Source organism: Arthrobacter sp. zg-Y1219, from assembly GCF_030125545.1.
Classification (GTDB): Bacteria; Actinomycetota; Actinomycetes; order Actinomycetales; family Micrococcaceae; genus Arthrobacter_B.
Map to the genome: position 1 here is coordinate 87093 of NZ_JASKLY010000021.1, position 24524 is coordinate 111616.

The 24524-nt window shown below is 66.5% G+C and carries 23 protein-coding genes, 1 tRNA gene and 2 riboswitches; of the genes, 11 read left to right on the forward strand and 13 right to left on the reverse strand.

What is annotated here, in order from left to right; translation table 11 throughout:
• Positions 1-61: 61 nt before the first annotated feature.
• Both QNO00_RS16250 and QNO00_RS16255 read left to right on the forward strand, forming a co-directional pair.
• On the forward strand, positions 62-625 hold the full coding sequence (locus QNO00_RS16250) for a MarR family winged helix-turn-helix transcriptional regulator (protein WP_229968114.1): 564 nt from the start codon (positions 62-64) through the stop codon (positions 623-625).
• 29 nt (positions 626-654) lie between these two features.
• Positions 655-731: transfer RNA gene (locus tag QNO00_RS16255), tRNA-Arg, on the forward strand.
• 18 nt (positions 732-749) lie between these two features.
• Here QNO00_RS16255 and QNO00_RS16260 read toward each other — a convergent pair.
• Complete coding sequence (locus tag QNO00_RS16260; RefSeq protein WP_284025260.1) at positions 750-2696, reverse strand: ABC transporter ATP-binding protein; 1947 nt, start codon at positions 2694-2696, stop codon at positions 750-752.
• Between the two features lie 255 nt (positions 2697-2951).
• Here QNO00_RS16260 and QNO00_RS16265 point away from each other — a divergent pair, with 255 nt between their 5' ends.
• Entirely contained in the window at positions 2952-4625 is a 1674-nt protein-coding gene (locus QNO00_RS16265; RefSeq protein WP_284025261.1) for a sensor histidine kinase, read from the forward strand.
• A 23-nt stretch (positions 4626-4648) separates the two neighbouring features.
• On the opposite strand, the gene fdhD is transcribed toward QNO00_RS16265, so the two are convergent.
• The 9 genes from fdhD to QNO00_RS16310 all read right to left on the reverse strand — a co-directional run bounded on the left by fdhD (position 4649) and on the right by QNO00_RS16310 (position 12505).
• The gene (gene fdhD / locus QNO00_RS16270) at positions 4649-5476 is read right to left on the reverse strand and encodes a formate dehydrogenase accessory sulfurtransferase FdhD (RefSeq protein ID WP_284025262.1); all 828 of its coding nucleotides are present in this window, start codon (positions 5474-5476) and stop codon (positions 4649-4651) included.
• A 111-nt stretch (positions 5477-5587) separates the two neighbouring features.
• Positions 5588-6886, reverse strand: a complete 1299-nt coding sequence (locus tag QNO00_RS16275) for a molybdopterin molybdotransferase MoeA (RefSeq protein WP_284025263.1) — start codon at positions 6884-6886, stop codon at positions 5588-5590.
• A complete protein-coding gene (locus tag QNO00_RS16280; RefSeq protein WP_229968104.1) occupies positions 6876-7166 on the reverse strand; it encodes a DUF6457 domain-containing protein in 291 nt (96 codons plus the stop codon). Before QNO00_RS16280 ends, QNO00_RS16275 begins: the two co-directional genes overlap by 11 nt.
• Positions 7167-7973 (reverse strand): molybdenum cofactor guanylyltransferase, encoded by an 807-nt coding sequence (mobA, locus tag QNO00_RS16285; protein WP_229968102.1) that lies wholly within the window; start codon positions 7971-7973, stop codon positions 7167-7169.
• Positions 7973-8473, reverse strand: a complete 501-nt coding sequence (locus tag QNO00_RS16290; RefSeq protein ID WP_229968100.1) for an HNH endonuclease — start codon at positions 8471-8473, stop codon at positions 7973-7975. The genes mobA and QNO00_RS16290 overlap by 1 nt, the downstream gene beginning before the upstream one ends.
• 254 nt (positions 8474-8727) lie before the next feature.
• Positions 8728-9564 (reverse strand): NlpC/P60 family protein, encoded by an 837-nt coding sequence (locus tag QNO00_RS16295; RefSeq protein ID WP_284025264.1) that lies wholly within the window; start codon positions 9562-9564, stop codon positions 8728-8730.
• Positions 9565-9597: 33 nt separating this feature from the next.
• On the reverse strand, positions 9598-10467 hold the full coding sequence (locus tag QNO00_RS16300; protein WP_284025265.1) for an NlpC/P60 family protein: 870 nt from the start codon (positions 10465-10467) through the stop codon (positions 9598-9600).
• A gap of 3 nt (positions 10468-10470) precedes the next feature.
• A riboswitch (cyclic di-AMP (ydaO/yuaA leader) is annotated at positions 10471-10633 on the reverse strand.
• A 120-nt stretch (positions 10634-10753) separates the two neighbouring features.
• Entirely contained in the window at positions 10754-11527 is a 774-nt protein-coding gene (locus tag QNO00_RS16305; RefSeq protein WP_284025266.1) for a M23 family metallopeptidase, read from the reverse strand.
• A gap of 2 nt (positions 11528-11529) precedes the next feature.
• Positions 11530-11741: riboswitch (cyclic di-AMP (ydaO/yuaA leader) on the reverse strand.
• Between the two features lie 65 nt (positions 11742-11806).
• The gene (locus QNO00_RS16310) at positions 11807-12505 is read right to left on the reverse strand and encodes an iron-dependent transcriptional repressor DtxR (RefSeq protein ID WP_229968092.1); all 699 of its coding nucleotides are present in this window, start codon (positions 12503-12505) and stop codon (positions 11807-11809) included.
• 244 nt (positions 12506-12749) lie between these two features.
• On the opposite strand from QNO00_RS16310, the gene serC reads away from it, so the two are divergent.
• Positions 12750-13877, forward strand: a complete 1128-nt coding sequence (serC, locus tag QNO00_RS16315; protein ID WP_284025267.1) for a phosphoserine transaminase — start codon at positions 12750-12752, stop codon at positions 13875-13877.
• A 139-nt stretch (positions 13878-14016) separates the two neighbouring features.
• On the opposite strand, the gene QNO00_RS16320 is transcribed toward serC, so the two are convergent.
• From QNO00_RS16320 to QNO00_RS16330, 3 genes are read right to left on the reverse strand one after another with little or no spacing between them, the layout of a single operon-like run.
• Entirely contained in the window at positions 14017-15291 is a 1275-nt protein-coding gene (locus QNO00_RS16320) for an MFS transporter (RefSeq protein WP_229968088.1), read from the reverse strand.
• Positions 15292-15346: 55 nt separating this feature from the next.
• Positions 15347-15952, reverse strand: coding sequence for a DUF3027 domain-containing protein (locus tag QNO00_RS16325; protein WP_284025268.1), 606 nt, complete (start codon positions 15950-15952; stop codon positions 15347-15349).
• 20 nt (positions 15953-15972) lie between these two features.
• Entirely contained in the window at positions 15973-16356 is a 384-nt protein-coding gene (locus QNO00_RS16330) for a cold-shock protein (protein ID WP_284025269.1), read from the reverse strand.
• Positions 16357-16615: 259 nt separating this feature from the next.
• Here QNO00_RS16330 and QNO00_RS16335 point away from each other — a divergent pair, with 259 nt between their 5' ends.
• The 7 genes from QNO00_RS16335 (at position 16616) to QNO00_RS16365 (ending at position 24375) form a co-directional block, all read left to right on the forward strand.
• Positions 16616-16879, forward strand: coding sequence for a hypothetical protein (locus tag QNO00_RS16335; protein WP_229968081.1), 264 nt, complete (start codon positions 16616-16618; stop codon positions 16877-16879).
• Between the two features lie 39 nt (positions 16880-16918).
• Positions 16919-19351 carry a helicase-associated domain-containing protein gene (locus QNO00_RS16340; protein WP_284025270.1) on the forward strand — a complete coding sequence of 811 codons (2433 nt, stop codon included), beginning with the start codon at positions 16919-16921 and terminating at the stop codon, positions 19349-19351.
• Positions 19344-20990, forward strand: coding sequence for a DNA repair helicase XPB (locus QNO00_RS16345; protein WP_284025271.1), 1647 nt, complete (start codon positions 19344-19346; stop codon positions 20988-20990). Before QNO00_RS16340 ends, QNO00_RS16345 begins: the two co-directional genes overlap by 8 nt.
• Positions 20991-21121: 131 nt before the next feature.
• Positions 21122-21676, forward strand: a complete 555-nt coding sequence (locus QNO00_RS16350; protein ID WP_284025272.1) for a hypothetical protein — start codon at positions 21122-21124, stop codon at positions 21674-21676.
• Entirely contained in the window at positions 21673-22386 is a 714-nt protein-coding gene (locus QNO00_RS16355) for a response regulator transcription factor (RefSeq protein ID WP_229968073.1), read from the forward strand. The genes QNO00_RS16350 and QNO00_RS16355 overlap by 4 nt, the downstream gene beginning before the upstream one ends.
• 3 nt (positions 22387-22389) lie before the next feature.
• Positions 22390-23841: a sensor histidine kinase gene (locus QNO00_RS16360; RefSeq protein ID WP_284025273.1), complete on the forward strand. Its 1452-nt coding sequence runs from the start codon at positions 22390-22392 to the stop codon at positions 23839-23841.
• A gap of 243 nt (positions 23842-24084) precedes the next feature.
• Positions 24085-24375 (forward strand): WXG100 family type VII secretion target, encoded by a 291-nt coding sequence (locus tag QNO00_RS16365; RefSeq protein WP_229968070.1) that lies wholly within the window; start codon positions 24085-24087, stop codon positions 24373-24375.
• Positions 24376-24524 lie beyond the last annotated feature (149 nt).

Below are 24524 nucleotides of genomic sequence, written 5' to 3' on the forward strand. Positions count from 1 at the left end.
TATCTCCGAAGTAAAGTATCTCACTTTTAGAGACATTTCAATATCGAGCTACTATAGGACCGTGGAGAAGAATCTCAAGCGGGATATCGTCAACGCGATCCGCGGCATGGCCGTGGACGGACAGCGGGTGGCGGATACTTTTGCGCACCGTCACGGGCTCAACGCCACTGACATGCGCGCGCTCACCCTGATCATGGAAGCCGAAACCCGGCACGAGGCCCTCACGGCCGGCCGGCTCAGCACCCTGCTCGGCACCTCCACCGGTGCGACGACGGCGGTGATCGACCGGCTCGAGCGGATCGGACACATCCACCGCAACCGGGACCATGCAGACCGGCGCAAGGTGACCCTGCATTTCGAGCCGCTGGCAATGCAGCTGGCCGGGGCCTACTTCGGCCCTCTCGGCAAGCTCACCGACGACGTCATGAGCGGCTACTCCGCCGAAGAGCTTCGAACCGTCCACCGGTTCATGGAAGACATGCGGGGGGCCTACGCAGCACATCAGCTGGCGCTGCAGACCACGGAGCCGGCAGCCTCTGATGCGTCCTCAGCGGCTGCGGCGGCGCCGGCAGGCAACACGCGCGGTAACGCGTCAGCCCGCCAAGCGCAGAAACAGGTAAGCTGATAACCGCCTGCCGGCCAGACCGGCGGCACGCCCTCGTAGCTCAGTAGGATAGAGCGGCCCTCTCCTAAAGGGCAGGTCGTCGGTTCGATTCCGGCCGGGGGCACCAACTTTGCAAAGCAGCGGCCTAGCGCAGCGGCGCCCGATGCCCGGCGCCTGCCCCTGCCTCTGCCTCTGCCGCACTCTCCGTCAGCGGGGCAGGCTCCGCGGTTTTCCCCACGGCAAACTGGGTATCGTGCAGTTCGGCATATCGGCCGCCCATGGCGATGAGCTCGGCGTGGGTTCCCTGCTCAGCGATGCGTCCGCCCTCAATCACCAGGATTTTGTCGGCATTGCGAATCGTCGAGAGCCGGTGGGCGATGACGACGGCGGTGCGGCCCTCCAGCGCCTCGCCCAATGCCGCCTGAACGGCAGCTTCAGAGGTGGAGTCCAAGGCAGCAGTGGCCTCATCCAGGATCACGATCCGCGGCTGGGCAAGCAGCAGCCGGGCAATCGTCATCCGCTGGCGTTCGCCTCCCGACAGACGGTAGCCGCGCTCCCCCACCATGGTGTCCAGCCCGTCCGGCAGCGAACGGACCAGGTTCTCCAGCCGGGCGCGGCGCAACGCGTCCCAAACCTGATCTTCGGAGGCTTCGGGGTTGGCCAGCAACAGGTTGGAGCGGATGCTCTCGTGGAACAGGTGCCCGTCCTGGGTCACCATGCCCAGCGCCTGGCGCATCCCGGCGAAGCTGACGTCCCGCACATCGGTGCCGGAGAAGCGCACCGCTCCGGAGTCGACGTCGTACAAGCGCGCCAGCAGCTGGGCAATGGTGGACTTGCCGGCGCCGGAGGTGCCGACCAGAGCGACGGTCTGGCCGGGTTCCACCCGGAACGAAATCCCATGCAGCACCTCCTCGCCGCCGCGGGAATCAAGCACCGCCACGTCCTCCAGCGATGCCAGCGAGACCTTGTCCGCCGTCGGATAGGCGAACCGGACGTCGTCGAACTCCACGCCCAGCGGGCCGTCGGGGACCGGCAGGGGCTGGTCCTTCTCGCGGATCAGCGGTTTCAGATCCAGGATTTCAAAGACCCGCTCAAAGCTCACGACGGCGCTCATGATCTCCACCCGGGCGTTGGCAAGCGAAGTCAGCGGCGCATACAGCCGGGTGAGGAGCAGGGCAAGGGTGACGACGTCGCCGGTGTTCAGGCTCCCGGACAGGGCCAGATAACCGCCCAGGCCGTAGACCAGGGCCAGCGCGAGGGCCGAAACCAGGGTCAGTGCGGTGACGAACACCGCCTGCATCATGGCCATCTTCACCCCGATGTCGCGGACTCGGGCGGCGCGGACGGCAAACTCGACGGACTCCTGCTCGGGCCGGCCGAACAGCTTGACCAGGGTGGCTCCGGGCGCCGAGAACCGTTCGGTCATCTGCGTTCCCATGGAGGCATTGTGATTCGCTGCTTCACGCCGCAGCGAAGCCAGCTTTCCGCCCATGCGGCGGGCCGGAATAAGGAACACCGGCAGCAGCAGCATGGCCAGGACGGTCACCTGCCAGGAGGTGTTGAGCATGACGATCAGCGTCAGGATCAGGGCGACGAGGTTGCTCACCACGCCGGAGAGGGTGCCGCTGAAGGCCTGCTGCGCACCAATGACGTCATTGTTGAGCCGGCTGACCAGGGCGCCTGTGCGCGTGCGCGTAAAGAAGGCGATGGGCATTTTTTGGACATGGTCAAAAACCGCTGTCCGCAGGTCCAGGATGACTTGCTCACCAATCCGGGAAGAGAACCACCGGGTGGCCATTGACACCCCGGCATCCGCCACCGCAACCCCGGCGATCAGCAGTGCCAGCTGGATCACCCGGCCCGCTGCCGAACCCGCGACGATGGAATTGACCACCTCACCGGCCAGGACCGGAGTGGCCACCGCCAGAAAAGCTCCGAGCGTGGACAGCAGGACGAAGCCGATCAGCTGCTTTTTGTAGGGAGAGGCGAAAGCAATAATCCGCCGAAGCGTCTCCTTGGAAATCTTGTTGTCGCTGCCCCTGGCGGTGGAGATCTTATGAAGAGAGCTCCACGCCGCGCCTTCCATGCTCATATTGCCGCCTCCGTTGTTTGCACTCTCCAGTTTATGCCTCGGCACTGACACTCCGGTCCGGCAGCATTCCGCCTCGGCTCCGCACCTGCACCGCGGCCGAGGGAGATGGCCGGCAGCACCGGCTGGCCGCATGTTCTGGCCGCAGATTAAGGAATCGCGCAGCGATGTGTTCCCGGACACTTCCAAAGCTGAGCGCGCTGGTACACTTCCATTCGCTGCACCCTCCCCGGATTCAGCAGTTGACGAAAGGCCTCCATGCCCACGGCGCTACAACCGGTGCAAGCGCCGTCCGGTGACCCCGGCGAGCAGTTTGCCGTAGTAGCCGTCCGGGTCCACGATTGCCGGGCCTCCACTGACTCCGTCCTGCGCGCGGCAGGCCTGACGCCGCTGCATGTCAATAACGAGTCGGACGCCGTTCAGGCGATCTCAGAGCAAGACGTCATGCTGGCCGTCGTCGACTCGGTGATGCTCGCCGCTGCCCGGCCCGACCAGCTCCGCCGGCTCCGGCAGGAACCGGCCGTGGCCGAACTGCCGGTCATTCTGTTGTCCGGTGACGGCAACCTGGATATCGAGGGCATGGTGCAACTCGGCATCACGGAATTTGTGGTGGGCCGGGTGCAGGAAACAGATTTGGCCGCCCGGGTGGCCCTGGTCCTCGCCGGGAGCCAGGCCACCCGCCGCCGCAAAATCGCTGCTGCGCGGCTGCGGGACGATACCCGGGCAATCTCGGCGGCTTTGCGCAGCACCAATGATCCGGAACAGATGGCCGCGCTGGTGGTGCGGGGGCTCGGGGAGACCTTTGCTGCCTGCCAGGTCCGAATGGACACGTTTCCCGATGAGCGCGTCCCTGAACTGTCGGCGTCCTGGAGCCGGAAGCCCTCGGGGAAGGGCCTTCCCCGGATTCCAATGCCGGAGGCGGCGGATCTTTGTGCCTCTCTTTGGGACCAAGAGACGGTGCTTCGGGTTGAAGACCACCTCATCCTCAATGAACCTGACGGCAAGGTTCTCTCGGCAACCATCCCGGCAGAGCTGCGGACGTCGGTTTTGGCCCCGCTGGCCCACGGCGACAAGGTGCTGGGCTATATCTGGATCGCCGGTACCGCCCCGCGGCACTGGAGCCGGACAGAGCTGTCACTCATTCAGCACGTCTGCGGAAACCTTGCCCACGGCCTGGTGCAGGGGCATCTCATCACCGCCCAGCGCGAGGTGCTGTCCCGGTTGCGGGAACTGGACCAGGCCAAGACCGATTTTGTGGCCACCGTGAACCATGAGCTGCGGACCCCGCTGACCTCGATCACCGGCTATCTTGAGCTGATCCTGGACGGTTCCGCCGGGGAGGTTCCTCCGCACATGGTGCAGATGCTGGAAATTGTGGGGCGCAACGCCGCGCGCCTGAACCAGCTCATTTCCGACCTGCTCACCATTTCCCGCAGCGATGCCCATGCCAGTCTTGCAGTGAAGGAAATCGATCTGGCCGGCCTCCTGGAATCCGTGGCGGCGGCGCTGGCACCGGCTGCCGCAGCGAACGACATAACCCTGCAGCTGGGGCCGGTGACGGCACCGCTCCTGGTCGACGGAGAAGAGGCGCAGCTGGAACAGGTCTTCACGAACCTGCTCTCCAACGCCGTGAAGTTCACGCGCCCGGGCGGAACGGTGGATGTCCTGAGCGATGTCATCAGCACGGATTCCGGCCCCCAGATCCGGGTCAAGGTAGTGGACAGCGGCATCGGAATCCCCGAGGGCGACATTCCCAAGCTGTTCCGGCGGTTCTTCCGCGCTTCCAATGCCACGGCTGCCGCGATTCCCGGCACCGGTCTCGGCCTGGCCATTGTGCAGGACATCGTCCACCAGCACGGCGGGGAGCTGGCCATCGATTCGGCGGTGGGCCGGGGTACCACGGTCACCGTGCAGGTTCCGGCGCGGCGCTGATCGTTTCGCTGCCCCAGCTGCGGTCAGACCGAAATCCGCTCCGGGAACGCGTAGCAGTTCAGCGACGTCCCGCGGCTGAAGCCCACCAGCGTCATCCCGGCGTCCTGCGCCAGCTCCACCGACAACGACGACGGCGCGCTGACGGCCGCCAGCATCGGGATGCCGGCAAGCTGGGCCTTCTGCACCAATTCAAAGGACGCCCGGCCGGAGACCTGGAGGACGGTTCCCCGCAGCGGCAGCCTGCCCGCGCGCAGGGCCCAGCCCACCACTTTATCCACCGCATTGTGGCGTCCCACGTCTTCGCGCAGGCACAGCAACTCGCCCTCGGCGCTGAACAGCCCGGCGGCGTGAACCCCGCCGGTGCGGTCGAAGACCTTCTGCTGCTGCCGCAGCTGGTCCGGCAGTGCCGCCAGTACCGGGAGCGGAACCCGCACGTCGTCGTCGCCCAGCGAGAAGTGGGAGGACTTGCGCACCGCATCGATGGACGCCGTCCCGCAGATGCCGCAGGAACTGGACGTGTAGACATGGCGCTCCATAGCCGTGTCCGGGAGTGCGGTGCCCGGTCGCAGCTGCACATCCACCACGTTGAAGGTCTGCTGTCCGGACTCGTCGACGCCGGCACAGTAGCGCAGGCTGATCAGCTGTCCGGGCTCCCAGATGATGCCTTCCGAGACCAGGAACCCGGCGACAAGGTCAAAGTCATCGCCGGGCGTCCTCATCGTGACGGTAAAGGAACGACCCTCGACCCGGATCTCCAGCGGCTCCTCGCCGGCCAGTACGTCTTCGCGCTTGGTAACTGTTCCGTCCGTCCGGAATTTCGTGATCGATCCGCGCCGGGTAACCCGTCCCATTCCGTCTCCTTAAAACTCCGTCTCCGTGAGACACGGTGCCCCTTCACCCAGTGCGGCTGGGCTGGAGCAGCGCCTCATCCGAGCCTAGCCGACACCGGCCCGGACGGGCACTCAGTGAGCCGGGGGCTCGTGCACCGTCCAGGGCAGCGGCAGTGCGGTAATCGCTTCATCCTTGGTGCATCCGGATTCCGGGATGACCATGATGGCATCGGCGTCGGCAATTCCGCGCAGCATTCCCGACCGGAAATACGGCGAGGGCAGCGCCCGCCCGTTCTCGATCCGGCAGGGAACCAGCCGGGTGCGTCCGGGCAGCGGTTCAATATCCACGCCCACCAGGACGTGGCGCTCCGGCGACAGCGGCGCTCCCCGGAGCCCGTCCAAAAGCGGTGAGAGGACGGTGAAGACAGCCATCATGGCCGCCAGCGGATTGCCGGGCAGAGCCACAAGCAGCCGGCCGTCGGGAAGACGGGCCAGCATGGTCGGGTGCCCGGGACGCATCGCGACGCCGTTGATCAGCATTTCCGCGTCCATGTCCTCCAGCGCCTGGCGCAGGTGGTCGGCCTCGGAGCGGCCGGTGCCGCCGGTGGTGATGAGGACATCCCCCGAGGACATGGCGATGGAGGTCTCGTCGGAAGCATCAGTGCTCAGGGCCGCCACCACGTCCTCATAGCGGTCGGACAGGCGGCGGACCACGTCCATGCGGCCGCCGAGCATGGTCACCAGCTGCGGAAGCTGCGGGCCGAAGGTGTCCCGCACCTGGCCGGACTCCGGCAGCCCGTATTCGATGACTTCGTCGCCGGTCAGCAGAAGCGACACCCGGGGTGCGCGGAGCACCGGCAGGGTATCGTGCCCGCACACTGCGGCAAGCGCGATGTGTGCCGGGTTCAGCCGGGTGCCGCGCCGGATCGTGACTTCGCCTGCGGCTGCTTCCTCTCCCGCGGGCCGGATGTGTTCGCCGGCCCGGGGTTCTTCCCCGCGGGCATCGTCGCTGAGGGCGAGCACCGGGTTGTCGCCGCCGGTGAGCACGCCGCTTTCGGAGCGCAGCACGCTGTGGGCGCCCAGCGGGATCATGCCGCCCGTCAGGATGGCAACGGCCTGGCCCGGCTGCAGCGGGCGGCGTCCGGACTCCTTGTGGATCTGCCACCGCTCCGTTTTCGGCTCCTGATGTGACACCAGCTGCCACGGCGGCGGACCGGAGACGGCCCAGCCGTCCATCGCCGACGACGCATAATGCGGAATGGGCTGCAAGGCGGTTACGTCCTCGGCGAGGACCTGGCCCAGGGCCTCGGCCAGGGGCACAGTTTCATAGGGCAGCGGGCGGCCCGCTGAGAATGCCAAGCTGCGCGCCTGCTCCCAGGGCGCGTTGGGCTGAAGCGGGAGTATTACGGGGGTGGAATTGTCAGTTGTCATTGGAGTCTCCGGTTTCACCGTAGTTTTTGCATTCACGGGCAGCCGCGCGCATCGCTGCGCCCATGGCGACGTCGTCGTCCGCCTGTCCGCTGCCTGCCGCCAGCCCTGCAGCAAATCCGGCCACAAACGTGGTCAGGGGTGCGGCGGGCCGGACCACCGAGTGAGCCGCGTCTGAGGCCAGCTGCAACACTGCGCCGATATCCACGGCGGTTCCCTCCAGCTCCAAGGCGGTCAGCAGCCTGCCGCACCACGCTTCGAGTTGTTCTTCCTGGCTTGCCATTTACTGCTCCTCTGCTGGCGTTCGCTCGGACGCTGCGGACGCTTCCACGTTACCGGCGCGCCCGGTTCCCACCGACCAGCGCCGGGCATCCTCCCACGTATCAATATCCGCCGTGCTGTGGGCGGGCACCGCAACGCCCCTCCATTGCACCTTAGCAAGGAGCCTCCTCATCGAGAGGTTTTCCAAGCCGCCAGGCCTGTCGGGCTGGTGCACCGCAGCTCCCAGGTGAGCGGTCCGGTACAGGGCCGCCAGCGGCTGCGCCCTGCCGGTTTCATCAAGCGCCAGCAGCGATTCATACCGGTCCACGCGTCCCGGCGCAACCTCCGCTTCGGTGCTCCGGGCGGCGGCCAGGAGCGCCGCGACGGCCCGGGAGATGAACGGCATGTCGCAGGCCAGGACCAGCGTCCAGCCCGGTTGCAGGTGCCCTGCGTGACTGTCCCGTTCCGCCAGCGCTGTCCAGGCAGCCGCCAGGGCTGCCGCCGGCCCGGAGAACGGCGGATCTTCCCGGACCAGCAGCGCGGCACCATGTCCGGACTCCTCCACGACTGCGGACAAGGACGGCGGACCGGCAACGGCGCAGGCGCACGCCCCCGCCGCAGCGTCCAGTGCGGCCGCCAGCAGCGTCCGGCCGGAGGCCTGCAGCAGTGCCTTTGGTGTTCCGTCCAGCCGCGAGGAGCGCCCGCCGGCCAAGATAACGGCGTTGAAGCGCGGACGGTCACCGGTGCGGGAAAGGTCCTCCGAGCTGGAAAGCTCTTTCGAGCGGGGAGAATTGTTGCAGCGGGAAGAGCCGCCGCGCGGCAGGGGCATCACGCGGCGGTGCCGGCGTCAAGGAACTCGTCCCACTGCGGTGCCGGGCGTTCGAGTTCACGGATTTGCCAGCGCGCTCCGCGCGGCGGCTGGGGAAGGAAGCGCAGCTGCCAGCCCAGCTGGTTCAGGGTCCGGTCCCCCTTGGCGTTGTTGCAGCGCAGGCAGCACGCGACCATGTTCTCCCAGCTGTCGCCCCCTCCGCGGGACTTGGGCAGGACGTGATCGACTGTCGAAGCGGCCTTGCCGCAGTAGGCGCACTGATGTCCGTCGCGGCGCAGTACGCCCCGCCGGGTGGCTGACGTGCCTTCCCGATACGGAATCTTCACGTATCGATGCAGCAGGATGACCGACGGGCGGGGAAGGATCTCGGTGGGGCCCACCACGGGATCGCCGCTTTCCGCGACAACACTGGCCTTCCCGGACAGCACCAGTACCAGTGCCCGGCGGAAGGTCACCACGGCCAGCGGCTCGTAGCCGGCATTCAGGACGAGAGTGCGCATGCACATTCCTCTCGCATGCCCGTCGGCGGTGCCAGCCCGTCGGCGGAGGACGGTACTTCGGATGATCTATGGAAAAGAGTATGCCCCGATCCGGATCTTGGCCATTTTTCTGCGGCGGCCAGGAGTCAAAGCGGCGGCACTCAGTTAAAGGCACTCAGTTAATAAAGGCACTCGGTTAAAAGAGTCAAGGGCCCTTCCCGCGGGAAGAGCCCTTGATCACCGGTCAGAACCGGCGGAAATGCAGTGGTGCGGTCCTAGCCGACCCGGATGTAAACTCCGCCGGAGCCCAGCTCAGCCGGCGCAACAACGGTGGAACCACCGTTGTATCCGCCGTGGATGGCCTGGCCGTTGCCAATGTAGACAGCAATGTGAGCCATGCCCATGCCGCCGTCGGCGTAGTAGATCAGGTCGCCGGCAACGGCCTGCGAAGCGCTGACGGTGCTGCCCAGGGACAGGTAGCCGGCGGGCCAGTCGTGGAAGCTGATGCCTGCTGCAGCCAGCGAATTGGTTACCAGCATGGTGCAGTCCTGCGAGACGCCCAGCTGTGCGTAGGCGGCCGCTGCGATAATCGCTGCGGTGCCCGACGACGCAGCAGGGGCTTCCTGCCGGGCGGGAGCAGCCACAGCCGGAGCAGCCGCACCCGCGGCCGGCACGGCTGCGAGTGCTTCACCCGGCTGGGCTGCGAGTGCTTCACCCGGCGCGGCTGCGGGTGCTTCACCCGGCGCGGCTGCGTCCAGCGTTGCCGCCGGCCGGGCCTGAACGGCAACCTGGGCCTGCGGCGCAGGCTCGGGGGCCACGATGACGCCGGCCACTGCCGGTCGGTCAAAGTTCACCGTTGCGGTTTCCGGAACTGTCAGCGGAGCAGCCGAGGACAGGTCCAGGGTGCTGGTCTGGACGTCGCGGACCAGGTCTGATCCGGAAGCATTGGCGGCGACGCCGGTGCTCAGGACAAGTCCCGAGGCGGCGACGACGACAGCGGCCTGGCGTCCGACAGTTCCCGCGTTGGCGGTCATTGCCTGGGCCAGCGCGGTCAGCGGTGCGGTACGTTTCACCGGCGCCCGATGGCGGGCGCGCTCAGTTGTCGATGTCATGCGGCTGCGATCTCCGTTAGGTGACAACTGGGCTTAGCTGACGCGGACGAAGCTTGCGCCGCCGAGGTAGGACAGCGGGTGCAGCACGGTGTTCATGCCGTCGAAGCCGCCGCTGATGACCTGGCCGTTGCCGACGTAGATCGCTACGTGGCCGGAAGTGATGACGAGGTCACCGGGCTGGGGAGAGCCGACAACCGAGCCGTAGGCGTAGAACTGTGCCGGTGCAAGGTCTCCCACGGACTTACCGATGGAACGAAGCGCCTTCTCAACCATGGCGGTGCAGTCCTGCGCAACGCCGATCTGGCTGTAGGCGGAGGCCACGAGGGCCGCGCCTGCTCCGCTAGAGGCGACGGGGGCCGGAGCCGGCGTCGCTGCTGCGGGGGCGGCCTGGCCGGCGGAAGGTGCCGCAGCGGGGGCTGCGGCTGCCGGGGCTGAGGCTGCAGAGGCTGCGACTGCCGGGGCTGCGTAGGCCTTGGTGCTCGCGGCGACCTGCTGGGCCTGAAGGGCGGCAGCCTGCTTTGCCTGCGCTGCTGCCTGCTCCTGTGCAACAACTGCGGCTGCGGCGGCGGCTTCTTCTGCTGCAACCTGCGCGCGGTAGTCGGCTCCGGAAACCGAGGAAACGGATTCCAGCGTTGCCAGTTCAAACGGCGCCTGCGCGGAAACCGAAACGGCTCCGGTGGAGGTCACGACGCTCAGCGGCGTGGCTTCCAGTGCCTGGCGATCGGTGTTGGCGGCTGCCTGGGCGGGAAGGCCCGCGGCCAGTACGAGGCCGGAAGCGGCGACGACGACTGCGGCCTGGCGGCCAATGGTTCCAGCGTTGGAGGTAACGGCCCGGGATAGTGCTGAAATTGGGCTCGTCTGGGTGGTGGCCGCGCGACGACGGCCATGAGCTACTGATGACACAAGTTTGCCTCTCCCAATGCCTACGAGGTGAGCTGTCGGATTCGGATGGGAGTCACCCGGTTGCTGGACCGCCAGGCCCGTGCAACTTAACCCCTAGGGTTTCTTGCGAAACCCGAATGTGGTTCCCCCGCCTCTGCCATGCGATGTTGCGAACGGATCTCAAACAGTGGCAGAGCTCGGCGATCTGTTCGAGAGTGCCCGATCTTTGGCCGATCGGGCACGAGGAAGAGCGTACAACAACATTTGACCAATGTCACGTTCCGGTCACGGAATGGTTTACCTGCGGTTACAGCCAGCCCAACGGGTCCACTACGTCGCCGTTAACCATGACCTCAAAGTGCAGGTGGCAGCCGGTGGACGCGCCCGTGGTGCCGCTGGCACCCACCAGGTCTCCGCGCTCCACCGTGGCGCCAACGCCAACCGCAAGGTTGGACATGTGGTTGTAGGTGGTCTCCACGCCGTTGCCGTGGTCCACGACGACGCGGTTTCCGCCGCCGCCGCCGTGCCAGCCGGCAAAGGTCACCGTTCCGGAGGCAGCGGCCGTAACATCGGTGCCGCAGGCCGCGGCGAAGTCCTGGCCGCGGTGCAGTTCGCCGGCGCTGCCGGTGATGGGGCTGACCCGGTAGCCGAACCCTGAGGTCTGAACCAGATCCGAGGCCAGCGGTGTGGCCAGGGTCCCCTTGGCAGCGCCCGCGGCAACTTCGCTGCCCGCAGCCACGACGACCTGGCGCAGCTTCGCATCCGGATCGGACTTGCTGGTCAGCGCGGCGCGTTCGAACTCAACGGTTGCATTGGGGTCAGCGGAAACCACCACTGCTTCCTCAACGGCTGCGGTCTGCATCTCTTCGATCGGCTCAGGGACCGCTGCAGTAGTGGGGAGGGCGACGGTAAGGATCAGGCCCGACGTCGCGGCGGTGATGGCAACTTTCTGGGCTGCACCACCGAAGGAGCTGGGTTTTGTTTCGGCCCGGCGGCGGCCCGATGGTTGGCCGTTCCGTGGGCGCGGGGCCGTAACCGGAGCGGACGCGCGGCGCCTGCCCGGGGCAGCATGCTTCGACAAGGTATACCTCTCTCATATGCCTGCGAAGTTAGCTGTCGGATTCGAGTAGAGAATACTCGGCCCCCACTCACCACAGGCCGCGGCGTACGCGGCGGTGTGCTGATGCTGGAGGCTTCACCCCAAGGCAGCTGTGGCTGCCAGTTGATGGGTCCTCCGCCCCTGCCTGAACGGTATGCAATTCCGGGCCAGTGGCAGGGTTCGGCGTAAGGCCCGGATAACGGTGTTATTTCAACGTCAGTTAGTCACTATAGGGGAAGCCCGACAAAAGAGACCATTCCGTTATCCTGCTGTGGACACAAAGACGTGCGCGGCCACCTCTGGAGGCAGTTCCAGGGCACCTTCGATGCCGGGAACGCGCACGGAGATGTAACCCGCCACGACCTCCGCCGTCAGCTCGGCGCCGGGGCGCAATCCGGCCTCGTCCAGCTGGGTCAGCAGTTCCGGCTCCACCTGCACCGGCTCCGCCAAGCGGACCAGCTTCAGCTTGGTTCCGGGATCGGCGGCAGCCACGGCCGCCACGAGGTTGGTGACTCCGTGGTGAAAGAGTTCAGCAGGCACGCCGCCGATCTGTTCGAGCCCGGGAATCGGGTTGCCGTACGGCGACTCGCTGGGGCGGCCCAGGAGCTCATAGAGGCGGCGCTCAACCCGCTCGCTCATGACATGCTCCCAGCGGCAGGCTTCGTCATGGACGTAGGCCCAGTCCAGGCCAATCACGTCCGACAGCAGCCGTTCGGCCAGCCGGTGCTTGCGCATCACCTCGGTGGCACGCCGGCGTCCCAGCTCGGTGAGCTCCAGGTGCCGGTTTCCCGAGACCACCACGAGCCCGTCCCGTTCCATGCGGCCGATGGTCTGGGACACCGTCGGGCCGGAATGCCGCAGCCGTTCGGCGATCCGCGCCCGGAGAGCGACAATGTTCTCTTCCTCGAGCTCCAGGATGGTGCGCAGATACATCTCGGTAGTGTCGATGAGGTCCGTCATGGCAGGCCGCTCCTATTACTCGTGCGGAAGATTACTCGTGCGAAAGGTTCAGGAGAACAACGGCGGACGCCCCCGCCCGTGGTCATTATTGCCCCTTACGTTAGCTTATTTGTACAGAGTGCAGATAATTCCGCGAGTCGCCGCACTCCCGCTGCCGGCGGTAACGAATGGCTGGGAGCCGGGGCGGTGGGGCAGAATGGAAAAGCACATCAGAGCACCCTGCCTACCGCTTGGAGCGATACCCATGGGCGAAACCGCCGCACTCAAGATTCCCGCTGAACTCCTTCCCCTGGACGGGCGGTTCGGTGCCGGCCCCTCGAAGGTGCGTCCGGAGCAAATTGAGGCCCTGTCCCGCGCCGGTGCCAACCTGCTGGGCACCTCGCACCGGCAGGCTCCCGTGCGGAACCTCGTCGGCAGCATCCGTGAAGGACTCTCCAGCCTGTTTGGCGCACCGAACGGGTATGAAGTAGTTCTCGGTGTCGGCGGATCCACGGCATTCTGGGACGTTGCATCCTTCGGCCTGGTGGAAAACAAGGCCCAGCACCTGTCCTTTGGCGAGTTCGGGTCCAAATTCGCAGCCGCCACCAACAAGGCGCCCTTCCTGGCCGGCTCCTCCATCATTAAGGCAGAGCCCGGTACGCGGCCCGAGCCGGTGGCCGAAGCGGGCGTGGATGTGTACGCCTGGCCCCAGAATGAGACCTCCACCGGTGTCGCCGCCCCGGTGCATCGCGTGCAGGGGGCCGACGACGGCTCCCTGGTCCTGATCGATGCCACCTCTGCCGCGGGCGGCCTGCACGTGGACCTGGCCGAATCCGACGTCTACTACTTTGCGCCGCAAAAGAACTTTGCCTCCGACGGCGGTCTGTGGCTGGGCATGTTCTCCCCCGCGGCGCTGGAACGGGCCGCACGGATCAATTCCTCGGACCGCTGGATCCCGGACTTCCTGAACCTGCAGACCGCCATCGACAACTCACGGCTGAACCAGACGTACAACACGCCGTCGTTGTCCACGCTGGTGACCCTCAACGCACAGATTGAATGGCTGAACGCGAACGGCGGCCTGAAGTTCGCCACCGACCGCACCGCCGATTCGGCGGGCAGGATCTACTCCTGGGCGCAGGCCTCACCTGTGGCCACACCGTTCGTGGCCCGCCCCGAGGACCGGTCGAACGTCATCGCCACCATCGATTTTGACGACAGCATAGATGCCGCAGCCATCGCCAAGACGCTGCGCGCCAACGGCATCGTGGACGTGGAACCGTACCGCAAGCTCGGCCGCAATCAGCTGCGCATCGCCACCTTCGTGGCCATCGAACCGGATGACGTCAGCGCGCTGCTGAAGTGCATTGACTTCGTGATCGAGAATTCGTAGCTCAAAGACATCCCGGCCCAAGAACTCCAGGCCCAAGAACTTCCGGCCCAAATGAAAGGCCGGCCGCTTCCGCGGCCGGCCCTTTGCTTGCCCGAACCGGCACCGCGGTTCAGCAGGGCAGGACACTGCACCGTGTCAACTACACCGTGTCCGGGTCAGGATCCGTTTCACGAGTGGTCAGATGCAGCCGGCGGGGCCGCGTGCGGTCATAGGAAATGCGCAAGTGATGTGACCGCCAGGCCCAAATAAAGCCCAGCAGCGCCGCGATCAGGCCCGAAGCCGCAGCGACCCCCAAGCTCCAGCGCGGGCCAAAGCTGTTGGACACCCAGCCCACCAGCGGGGCACCGAGGGGCGTGCCGCCCATGAAGATGGCGAAGTACAGCGCCATGACTCGTCCGCGCATCACCGGTTCGGTGGTTGTCTGGACATAGGCGTTGGCACTGGTCATCAGCGTCAGGGCAAAAAGACCCACCGGAATCAGGGAGAGCGCAAACCACAGCAGCGTGGGAGCTGCGGCGGCAAGCAGGCAGGCCAGCCCGAACGCTCCGGCCGCTCCGAAGATAAACCGCAGCCGGGGCTTGTCCCTCCGGGCCGAGAGCAGCGCCCCGGACACGGATCCGATGGCCATCACTGAGTTCAGCAGCCCGAAGACTCCGGCGTCCTGCCCAAACTCGGTGCGGGCCATGGCCGCGATGTAGACCGCGAAGTTCAGTCCGAAGGTGCCGACAATGAAAATGGCCAGCAGCACCATCATCAGGTCGGGGCGGTAGCGGACATACCGCAGCCCAGCCCTGATGCGGCCCTTCCCCGGAGGCGACTTGGGCAGGACGCGCAGTTCGCTGCTGCGCATCTTGAGCAGCGCCAGGACCATCGCCGCAAAGGTCAGGGTATTGATGAGGAAGACCCAGCCCGGCCCCACGGCGACCGTGAGCAGGCCGGCCACAGCCGGACCAACCATGCGTGCACCGTTAAAGGAGGCGCTGTTCAGTGCGACGGCGTTGGGCAGGTCAGTTTCTTCGACGACTTCCGAGACGAAACTCTGCCGTGCCGGTGCATCCACTGCCGAGACCACGCCCAGTGCCAGGGCAAAGGCGTAGACATGCCACAGCTGGGCAGCCCCGGAGAGCACCAGCACCCCCAGCCCCAGGCCCAGTGCGGCCATGGCCACCTGGGTGAAGAGCAGTACCTTTCGCCGGTTGTAGGTGTCGGCGATCAGCCCGGCCCACGGTGCCAGCAACAGCTGCGGGCCGAGCTGCAGCGCCATGACGATGCCCATGGCGGCCGCATCCTGCTCCGTGAGGATGTCGTAAACCAGCCAGTCCTGGGCGGTCCGCTGCATCCAGGTGCCGATGTTCGACACCAAGGCGCCCAGGAACCAGATGCGGTAGTTAAAGAGCCGAAGCGAACGGAACACCGTTCACCACCGGCCTAAGGAATTGTGGATGACGCCTGCCCCCGGACCCACTGGACTAGTAGTCCTCCCGGGTTCCTGCCTTGTCGCGGCCGGCAGGGGGTTCCGCACCGCCGTCGTCATTCGTGTCGTCATTCCCGGAATGATTGTCCGGTGCGCCGTCGTTCCCGGAATGATTGTCCCCGGCTTCAGCGAGCGCAGCGGCGCGCTCCTGCGCCTGGGCAGCTTCCTCCGCCGCGACGTCTTCCGGGCGCAGCCGGTCCGACCACGGCACCCATTCCGGGGCCAGGACCGCGTTTTCCGACGGCAACAGCCCGACTTCGCAGACCGTGGCCACCTTGCCGCGCGGCACGCGCGCTACCGTGGCGTACCACTGCCAGCCGTTGTACCCCGGACGCAGCGCCTCGAAACGGTGCGTGACCAGGCGTTCGGCGTCGGGGAAGGCCCCCGCGTAGGTGCCGATCTGCTCAGCCGGAACCACTTCCAGGAGCCCGGCCCGGGCCGTCTCGACTGCAGCGGCCAGCAGGGCATCAGGTTTGGACGGACGGCGCACCGCGCGCCTGGGTGCCTTCGCCGGAGCTGATTCAGCCTGCTCAGCCGAGGAGGCTGGTTCATTCCGGGAGGTTTGCTCAGTAACAGCTTCAGAGGATGATGTTGCGCTCATGGTCATGCAGCGGCTCCGCCTTATACGTCCAGATCATCGGCAACGGCGCGCAGAACGGCCGCAACCTTGGTGGCATGCTTCTTGTCGGGGTAACGGCCCTTGCGCAGGCCGTTCGAGACTGCATCCAACAGTTTAATAAGGTCTTCAGTAATAACAGCCATGTCGTCGGCGCTCTTGCGCGTGGCCCGAGCCACCGACGGCGGGGCCTCCAGGATGCGGGCCGAAAGCGCCTGCGGTCCCCGGCGGCCGTCGGCTACGCCGAACTCCATTCGGGTACCCGGCTTCACCTCGGTCACACCGGACGGAAGGGCCGAGGCATGAAGGAAAACTTCCTGTCCCTCGTCCGTGGCCAGGAACCCAAAACCTTTACCAGTGTCGAACCACTTGACCTTGCCGATGGGCACTTCGGTTACCTCGTTCTTAGCTAATGAGTGCGGCAGCAGAAACTGCCGCAGTGTTCCGCAACCCGCAGTGCCAGCCGTGTGCCGGAGTCCACGGCCCGGTACTCCCAGAGGTACTGGGTTCGTCCAGATGCTGTTCTTCCAGATACTACGGGAGAGATACTACGGGGAAGTCTGTTTCCTTTAGAATATCCCGCCCGGGTATTCGTTCCCGGTGCCGCGCCTTTGGACCGGCTCATTTCCGCTGTTAGCGTTAAGCGCCATGGACACCAGCACACCTTCCCCCGGACGGGCACCGCACCGAACTGCACCGGAAGGGCCGCGGTGGCGCCGGATCCTGACCGGAGCGGCGGCCCTGATCGCGGTGGCGGGATTGCTCTGCCTCTGTGCCGTCCTGCTCTCGGGACTGCGCGGAGAGAGCGTCTGGCCGGGCTTCGCCGCTGGCGCCTTTTACGGCCTCCCCGTCGCATTCCTCCTAATGGCAGGCCTGGTAATTGATGGAATCCGCCGCAGGCGACGCGGCTGATCCGTCCATTTTGCTGCCGCGTCGGGTAACGTGGAGACGATGTCCGCGATCCGAGCTTTAGCCGAAGATCTAGCTGCACGCAGCGATGACCAGCTGCGTGAATTGCTTGCGGCCAGACCGGATCTGATCCTGCCCCCGGTTCCCGATTTTCAGGCCCTCGCCGCCCGTGCCTCCACCCGGATCAGTGTCCAGCGGGCGCTGGAAAAACTCACGTCTCCGGAGCTGCAGGTTCTCGAGGCCGTCGACCTGACCACCAACGAGGACTCCCACCTCAGCACCACCGCTTCATGGCTGAAAAGCGCCATCGCCGGTTCGACCATCAAGTCGCTGGATTCCATCCTGAATCACCTGCATGCCCTGGCACTGCTGCGCCGTGCCACACCCCATCCCGGCGCACCCAAGGCCGACGCGGGCCGCCGGTTCTATCTGCCCGTCGCGGTCCTCGGTGAAGCGCTGGGCGCGTATCCGGCGGGCCTGGGCCGCCCGTATTCCACCCTGGCAGTGCAGCATCCGGAATTCGGCCAGCGCCTGGTCGGAATCGTGGAGGGACTGCGCCGGAGCGGCATCGCGATGGAGCGGGCCGACACCCCCATCACCGCCGCACACTCCCTGCACCATCTGGTGTCGGACCCTGCCGGCTGGGCAACGCTGATGGCCGACGCCCCGGCCCAGACCCTGGACCTGCTGCGGCGCTTCAAATACTCCCCCGTCGGCGCCATCCCGAAAAAGGCCGCCATGGGCCGTGCCGTGCTGGACAACCCCTCTCCCACCCCGGTGGAGTGGCTGATGGCCCGCGGCCTGCTGGTTCCCTTGGATGCACTGCACGTCGAACTTCCCCGTCCGGTGGGGCAGGCGTCCCGCGGCCATGTCATCGTCTCCGATTTCAAGCTCCAACCACCGGCTCCGGTGACCCGCCGGGTCGCGGACAACGTCCGTGACAACGCCGCCTTCGGCGCAGTGGCGGAAACCCTCCGCCTGGTCACTGAGCTCGTGGCGGTCGCGAAGTCCACCCCCGTCGGCACCCTCCGTTCAGGCGGCGTCGGGGTGCGGGAAGTGCGCCGCGTTTCGGAGGCCCTTCGCATCGACGCCCCCGCCACCGCATGGCTGCTGGAACTTGCCGCCCTGGCCGGGCTGCTGTCCCTGGATGTCACGACGTCGCGGTGGTGCGCCACGGAAGGCAGCTGGCTGACCTCGGACCGGCAGGACCAGTGGAAGCAGCTGGTCTCAGCCTGGCTGGATGCAGATCGTGCCCCCTCGCTGGTCGGCAGCCCGCTCCCCGGCGGCGGAGCGATCAATGCCCTGGCCGCCGAGGCGTCCCGGCCGGACGCTCCGCTGGTGCGGCAGCGGGCCCTGGAAATGCTCGCCCAGCTGGCCGACGACGACGTCCGCGAGGAAGGCACTACCGGTGCCCTCGACGCCGAGGCACTGGTCAGCGCCCTGACCTGGCACCAGCCGCGGCTGCAGCGGCGGTTCGCACGGTTGGTGCCGGGAATCCTGAAGGAGGCAGCCCAGCTGGGTCTGCTGGGTTCCGGGGCCCTGACCGATCTGGGGGCCGCGGTCGCCCGCAGTGACTGGGACGGCGCACTGGAGCGTCTGCGCGATGCCCTTCCGGAGCCGCTGAACGCGTTCCTGCTGCAGGCGGACCTGACTGCGGTGGCCCCCGGCTATCTGGAACCCGGCGTCGCGCGCCGGTTGGCGTCCATCTCCGACGCCGAGGGCCAGGGGCCGGCCGCGATCTACCGGTTCTCAGCTGATTCCATCCGCAGGGCTCTGGACGCCGGGCAGGACGCCGCCGGAATCTTGGATTTCCTGCGCCGGCATTCCGCCACGGAGGTTCCCCAGCCGCTGAAGTATCTGGTGGAGGACACTGCTTCCCGCTACGGACGCCTGCGGGTGGGCGCCGCGGCGTCCTACCTGCGCAGCGACGATGAAGACGGCCTCACCGGGCTGCTTGCAGACCCGCGCACCGCTTCCCTGGGCCTGGTGCGGCTGTCGCCCACCGTCGTCGGGTCGGTCGCCAGCGCCCAGGAACTCTCCTACACCCTGCGCGAGCTCGGCTATTCACCGGCGTTGGAGGGGCGTGCCCGGCCGGTGGCCGGGTCCCACGCGCATCCCCCGGTGACTGTGGCACCGACGTCGAAAACCCGGCTCAACCCCTGGGAACTGACCGACGACGACGTCGCGAACCAGCTGGCAGCCCTCCGCGGCGAGGGGCCGCCGGTGGCCGGCCGCAGTGAAAGCGAGCCGCTCGTCGGCCTGGAGATCCTGCGCGAGGCCATCCGGACCCGAAGCTCGGTCCGGATGGGCGTGGTGGACGGCCAGGGGAATCAGCGGCAGGAAATCTTTGTTCCTTTATCAGTCACCGACGGCCGGGTGCGGGTCTTTGACCCCCGCCGGGACGTAGAGAGAGTGGTGTCGGTGCACCGAATCATGGATGTGGAAATAGTGGAGGATACCCCGGCGCATGGCTGACGGACCGTTGATTGTCCAGAGTGACAAAACCATTCTGCTGGAAGTGGACCATCCCCAGGCGACCGAGGCCCGGCATGCCATCGCGGCCTTTGCCGAGCTGGAGCGCGCCCCGGAACATATCCACAGCTACCGGCTGACCCCGCTGGGATTGTGGAACGCCCGGGCCGCAGGGCTCGACGCCGAGCAGGTTCTGAACACGCTGCTGAGCTACTCCCGTTTCCCGGTTCCGCACTCGCTGCTGGTGGACATCGAGGAAACGATGTCCCGGTACGGGCGGCTGCGCCTGGAAAAGGATCCGCAGCACGGCCTGGTGCTGCGCACCACCGACTATCCGGTGCTGGAGGAAGTCCTGCACGCCAAGAAGATCCAGCCGCTGCTGGGCCCGCGGATCGACGGCGAAACCGTGGTGGTGCAGTCCTCGATGCGGGGCCAGCTCAAGCAGCTGCTGCTCAAGCTGGGCTGGCCGGCTGAGGATCTGGCGGGCTACGTGGACGGCGCTCCGCATCCCATCCTGCTTAACGAGGACGGGTGGGCGCTGCGCCCTTATCAGAAGCTGGCCACTGAGAACTTCTGGGCCGGCGGTTCCGGCGTCGTCGTCCTGCCCTGCGGTGCGGGCAAGACCCTGGTCGGTGCCGCCGCCATGGCCACCAGCTGCACGACCACCCTGATCCTGGTGACCAACACCGTTTCCGCCCGGCAGTGGAAGGATGAGCTGCTCAAGCGCACCTCCCTGACCGAGGACGAAATCGGCGAGTACTCCGGCGCGGTCAAGGAAGTCCGTCCGGTCACCATCGCCACCTACCAGGTGCTGACGCTCAAGCGCGGCGGGCTGTATCCGCACATGGAACTGCTGGATGCGAACGACTGGGGCCTGATCATCTACGACGAGGTGCACCTGCTGCCCGCGCCGATCTTCCGGATGACCGCAGATCTGCAGGCGCGCCGCCGGCTCGGCCTGACCGCCACTCTGGTGCGGGAAGACGGCCGCGAGGGCGAGGTCTTTTCGCTGATCGGTCCCAAGCGCTACGACGCACCGTGGAAGGACATCGAGGCACAGGGTTACATCGCGCCGGCCGAGTGCGTCGAGGTCCGGGTGGACCTGCCCCGGGACGAGCGGGTGGCCTACGCCATGGCCGAGGACGGCGACAAGTACCGGCTGTGCTCCACCTCCGAGACCAAGTCCGCCGTCGTCGAACAGTTGGTGCGCCGGCACGCCGGTGAGCAGACGCTGGTGATCGGCCAGTACCTGGACCAGCTGGACGAGCTGGCCGAACGGCTGGACGCCCCGGTGATCAAGGGCGACACCCCGGTCAAGGAACGCCAGCGGCTGTTCAACGAATTCCGTGAGGGGCGCCTGACCACGCTGGTGGTGTCCAAGGTCGCGAACTTCTCCATCGACCTGCCCGAGGCCTCGGTGGCGGTGCAGGTCTCCGGCTCCTTCGGCTCCCGGCAGGAAGAGGCCCAGCGGCTCGGGCGGCTGCTGCGGCCCAAGGCCGACGGCAAGTCAGCCCACTTCTACACCGTCGTGGCCCGGGACACCCTGGACCAGGACTTCGCGGCGAAGCGCCAGCGTTTCCTCGCGGAACAGGGCTACGCCTATTCCATCCTGGACGCCTCGGATATCGAAAAGCCCGTCTAGCGTTCCGGACGCAGCTTCAATTCTTTCGGCACGGCACCATCCCGGCTCTGGAGTCGGCAGTATCGTGGGGCTCCTGCGCCGGGGCAGCGCAGGATGCCCAGTGACGCTGCAAAGGAGTTCTGAAGTTCTCAATGGCAAGTGAGATTTTGGTCTGGCTGGGAATTTATGCGTTGGCGGCAGCCATGCTGGTCCCTGGTATCGCTGCCTACCGGGGCATCTGGCGCCGGTGGGCCCCGCAGCAGCAGCCCCACGAACTGGGTAAACACTCCTACTTCGGCTTCACCATGTTTTATGGCGGGCTGCTGATTGCGATCGGCATGACGGGAGCCATATTCACCGTGCTGGGGGCACCTCAATTCGTCAGCGATGTCCTCCTCCTGGCGGGAGCGCTGGTGCTGATGCTGGTTGTAGCCTCGGTGATCCATCTGCCGCGGGTTCTCTTGCCGTCCTGGTACTGCCAGTGGGTGGACGCCGGTGCCCGCGAGGACGATGTGCTGCTCGCCGGCAGCAATCCCTATACCTGGGTGTTTCGCAGTCGTGCCGGAAGGCAGGACACGAAACGCGCCGCTCCTGCGCCCGACGGTTCCGCAAACCGGCAAACCGGACCGGTTCACTGGACACTTTCAGTATCCATCGTGCGTCCCTACAGACAACGCACAGCTAAATGTAAGAAACTGGGGAAGTGAATAAATCATCCGGACCTGAAGCTCGTCTCCTCGTAGTGGATGATGAGCCCAATATTCGCGAACTGCTGTCCACCTCGCTGCGCTTCGCCGGCTTCGACGTCGTCGCCGCAGCCAACGGCCGCGAGGCCCTGGCCGCCGTCGACGCCCACACCCCGGACCTCGCTGTCCTGGACGTGATGCTGCCGGACATGGACGGATTCACCCTGACCCGGCGGCTGCGCGCGGCCGGCCAGCACTTCCCGGTGGTCTTCCTGACCGCGCGCGACGACACCGAGGACAAGGTCACCGGCCTGACCGTGGGCGGCGACGACTACGTCACCAAGCCGTTCAGCCTCGACGAAGTGGTGGCCCGAATCCGCGCCGTGCTGCGGCGCACCCAGCCGATGGACGACGACGACGCCGTCCTCCGCGTGGATGACCTCGAGCTCGACGACGACGCCCACGAGGTGCGCCGCGGCGGCGTCACCGTTGACCTCTCCCCCACCGAGTTCAAGCTGCTGCGCTATCTGATGCTCAATCCCAACCGGGTGCTGTCCAAGGCCCAGATCCTGGACCACGTCTGGGAATATGACTTCAACGGCGATGCCTCCATCGTGGAGTCCTACATTTCGTACCTGCGCCGCAAGATCGACCGCAGTCCGGATGCTCCGGCTTTGATTCAGACCAAGCGCGGCGTTGGCTACCTGCTGCGCACGTCGGAGAAGCGCTAAGCCTTGCTCCGCCGCTGGAAATCGGCCTCGCTGCGATCCCAGCTCGTGGCCATCATGGCCGTCCTCATGGTTGTCACCGTAACCATTACCGGGCTGGCCACGATTTACGTGCTGCGGCAGATCCTGGTGACCCGTCTGGACGTCGAGATTGCCGAAAATGCGCCGGCCGTCTCGCGCTACCTCGTGTCGAACGGACCGCCGACCGATACCTCGCTGTTCCAGTTCTACGGCCTGTACCTGGCCGATGACGGCAGCTACGGGCCGGAAACGCATTCCGATCCCGGCGTGGACACCCCGGTAGTCCCGCACTACACCGCAGAAGAGGTGCGGGAACTGGACCAGCAGGGCAAAACCGTCGCCGGCACAATGCCGGGCAGCAAGGGCTGGCGGGTAAAGGTGTTCGCCCTGGAAAATTCAGGCGCGGTGGCAGTGGCCCTGCCGCTGGACTCCGTTGCTGCGACAGTGGACGAGGCCGCCTCACTGGTCTTCTCAGTGGGGCTGCTCGGTACCCTGGGCGCCACGGGCATTGCCTATTGGGCCGTCACACGCCAGTTCCGGCCGCTGAGCCAGGTGGAGAAAACCGCGGCAGCCATTGCCGCCGGCGACCTCTCCCGGCGCGTCGACCTTGGCAATCCCGCTACTGAAATCGGCCGGCTGTCCCGGTCGCTGAATGCCATGCTGGCCCACATCGAAACCGCTTTTGCCGCCCGGACCAAATCGGAGCAGAAAATGCGCCGCTTCGTTCAGGACGCCTCCCACGAGCTGCGCACACCGCTGGTGACCATCCGCGGATTCTCGGAGCTGTACCGCCACGGAGCACTGCAAAAACCCGAAGAGATTTCCGCCGCCATGGGCCGCATCGAGAGCGAAGCCAAACGGATGGGCCAGCTCGTCGAAGACCTGCTCACCCTGGCGCGGGTGGATGAACAGCGGCCGCTGGAATACGAGCCGGTGGACCTGATGCTGCTGGGCAATGATGCCGCAATGGACGCCCGCGCCAGCTCTCCCGGACGGGAGATCCGGGTTGTGGGGCTGGACGGCCAGCAGCCCCGGCCGGCGCCCACCGTCGGTGATGAGGCCCGGCTGCGGCAGGTCGTGGCGAACCTGATCACCAATGCCCTGCGCTACACGCCCGACGGGTCCCCCATCGAGATTGCCGTGGGAGTGGCCCCCGTCATCCACAACCGCTCAGACGCGGTTCTGGAGGTGCGGGACCATGGCCCCGGCATCTCGGAGGAAGACGCCGCGCGGGTCTTTGAACGCTTCTACCGTGCTGACTCCTCCCGGTACCGAGAAACCGGGGGCACCGGACTTGGCCTTGCCATCGTCGCGGCGCTGGTGGCCCAGCACGACGGCACTGTCCGCCTCTCGGACACCGAAGGCGGCGGCGCCACGATGTCCATCCGGCTGCCCTACCGTGCCCCGGAAGATTTCGACGCCGACCGGAGCACCTAGCCGGGGAAGTCTTCCCGGCGGTCTTGCCGCACGGTCCCGTCCTCCTCCACAGCTCTGCGGTGCTCCTCCACCTCTCTCATGTGCTCCTCCACAGCTCCTGTCCTCCACAGCTTTCGTCCTCCACAGGGCTGCTCACGAGCCGTTTTCGCCGACGTTGTCCACGGCCGTCGGCTCCGAGGCCGAAAGTGCCGCCCCCTGGCCTAGCGTCGAAGGCTCAATGACCTTTCGAAGGGAGCTAGAACAATGGCAATAGTCTCAGTGGACAGCGAGGCCCTGGATGCAAAAAGCGCCGAGGTCCGAGGCACGATCGATCGGTTGCAGTCGGATATCAACCGGATGCAGTCCGGGCTGCAGTCACTCAGCGAGTCATGGCAGGGGCAGGCCTCGGCGAACTTCCAGTCGCTGGTCGCGGAATGGCGCAGCACGCAGGCCAAGGTGGAGGAATCCCTGACCAACATCAATCAAGCACTGGGCTATGCCTCGGTGCAGTACGCCGAAACTGAGGCCGCCAACGTCGCACTGTTCCGCCACTGAACCGCGGCCAAGGCGCGCGGGCAGAACACGCACTGGACGCCGCAGACAGAAGATAGCAGGCAGCCGGCAGCACACGGAACGCAAGAGGCGGGGGGGGGGGGGGGGGGGGGGGGGGGGCGGGGGCGCGCCCCGAGGCGGGGGGAACTGCG

Coding starts and splice junctions, on each gene's coding strand:
- QNO00_RS16260 (WP_284025260.1), bottom strand. CDS start 2,696: ATGAGCATGGAAGGCGCGGCGTGGAGCTCTCTTCATAAGATCTCCACC.
- QNO00_RS16265 (WP_284025261.1), top strand. CDS start 2,952: ATGCCCACGGCGCTACAACCGGTGCAAGCGCCGTCCGGTGACCCCGGC.
- fdhD (WP_284025262.1), bottom strand. CDS start 5,476: ATGGGACGGGTTACCCGGCGCGGATCGATCACGAAATTCCGGACGGAC.
- QNO00_RS16275 (WP_284025263.1), bottom strand. CDS start 6,886: ATGACAACTGACAATTCCACCCCCGTAATACTCCCGCTTCAGCCCAAC.
- QNO00_RS16280 (WP_229968104.1), bottom strand. CDS start 7,166: ATGGCAAGCCAGGAAGAACAACTCGAAGCGTGGTGCGGCAGGCTGCTG.
- mobA (WP_229968102.1), bottom strand. CDS start 7,973: ATGCCCCTGCCGCGCGGCGGCTCTTCCCGCTGCAACAATTCTCCCCGC.
- QNO00_RS16290 (WP_229968100.1), bottom strand. CDS start 8,473: ATGCGCACTCTCGTCCTGAATGCCGGCTACGAGCCGCTGGCCGTGGTG.
- QNO00_RS16295 (WP_284025264.1), bottom strand. CDS start 9,564: ATGACATCGACAACTGAGCGCGCCCGCCATCGGGCGCCGGTGAAACGT.
- QNO00_RS16310 (WP_229968092.1), bottom strand. CDS start 12,505: ATGACGGACCTCATCGACACTACCGAGATGTATCTGCGCACCATCCTG.
- serC (WP_284025267.1), top strand. CDS start 12,750: ATGGGCGAAACCGCCGCACTCAAGATTCCCGCTGAACTCCTTCCCCTG.
- QNO00_RS16325 (WP_284025268.1), bottom strand. CDS start 15,952: ATGAGCGCAACATCATCCTCTGAAGCTGTTACTGAGCAAACCTCCCGG.
- QNO00_RS16335 (WP_229968081.1), top strand. CDS start 16,616: ATGGACACCAGCACACCTTCCCCCGGACGGGCACCGCACCGAACTGCA.
- QNO00_RS16340 (WP_284025270.1), top strand. CDS start 16,919: ATGTCCGCGATCCGAGCTTTAGCCGAAGATCTAGCTGCACGCAGCGAT.
- QNO00_RS16345 (WP_284025271.1), top strand. CDS start 19,344: ATGGCTGACGGACCGTTGATTGTCCAGAGTGACAAAACCATTCTGCTG.
- QNO00_RS16350 (WP_284025272.1), top strand. CDS start 21,122: ATGGCAAGTGAGATTTTGGTCTGGCTGGGAATTTATGCGTTGGCGGCA.
- QNO00_RS16365 (WP_229968070.1), top strand. CDS start 24,085: ATGGCAATAGTCTCAGTGGACAGCGAGGCCCTGGATGCAAAAAGCGCC.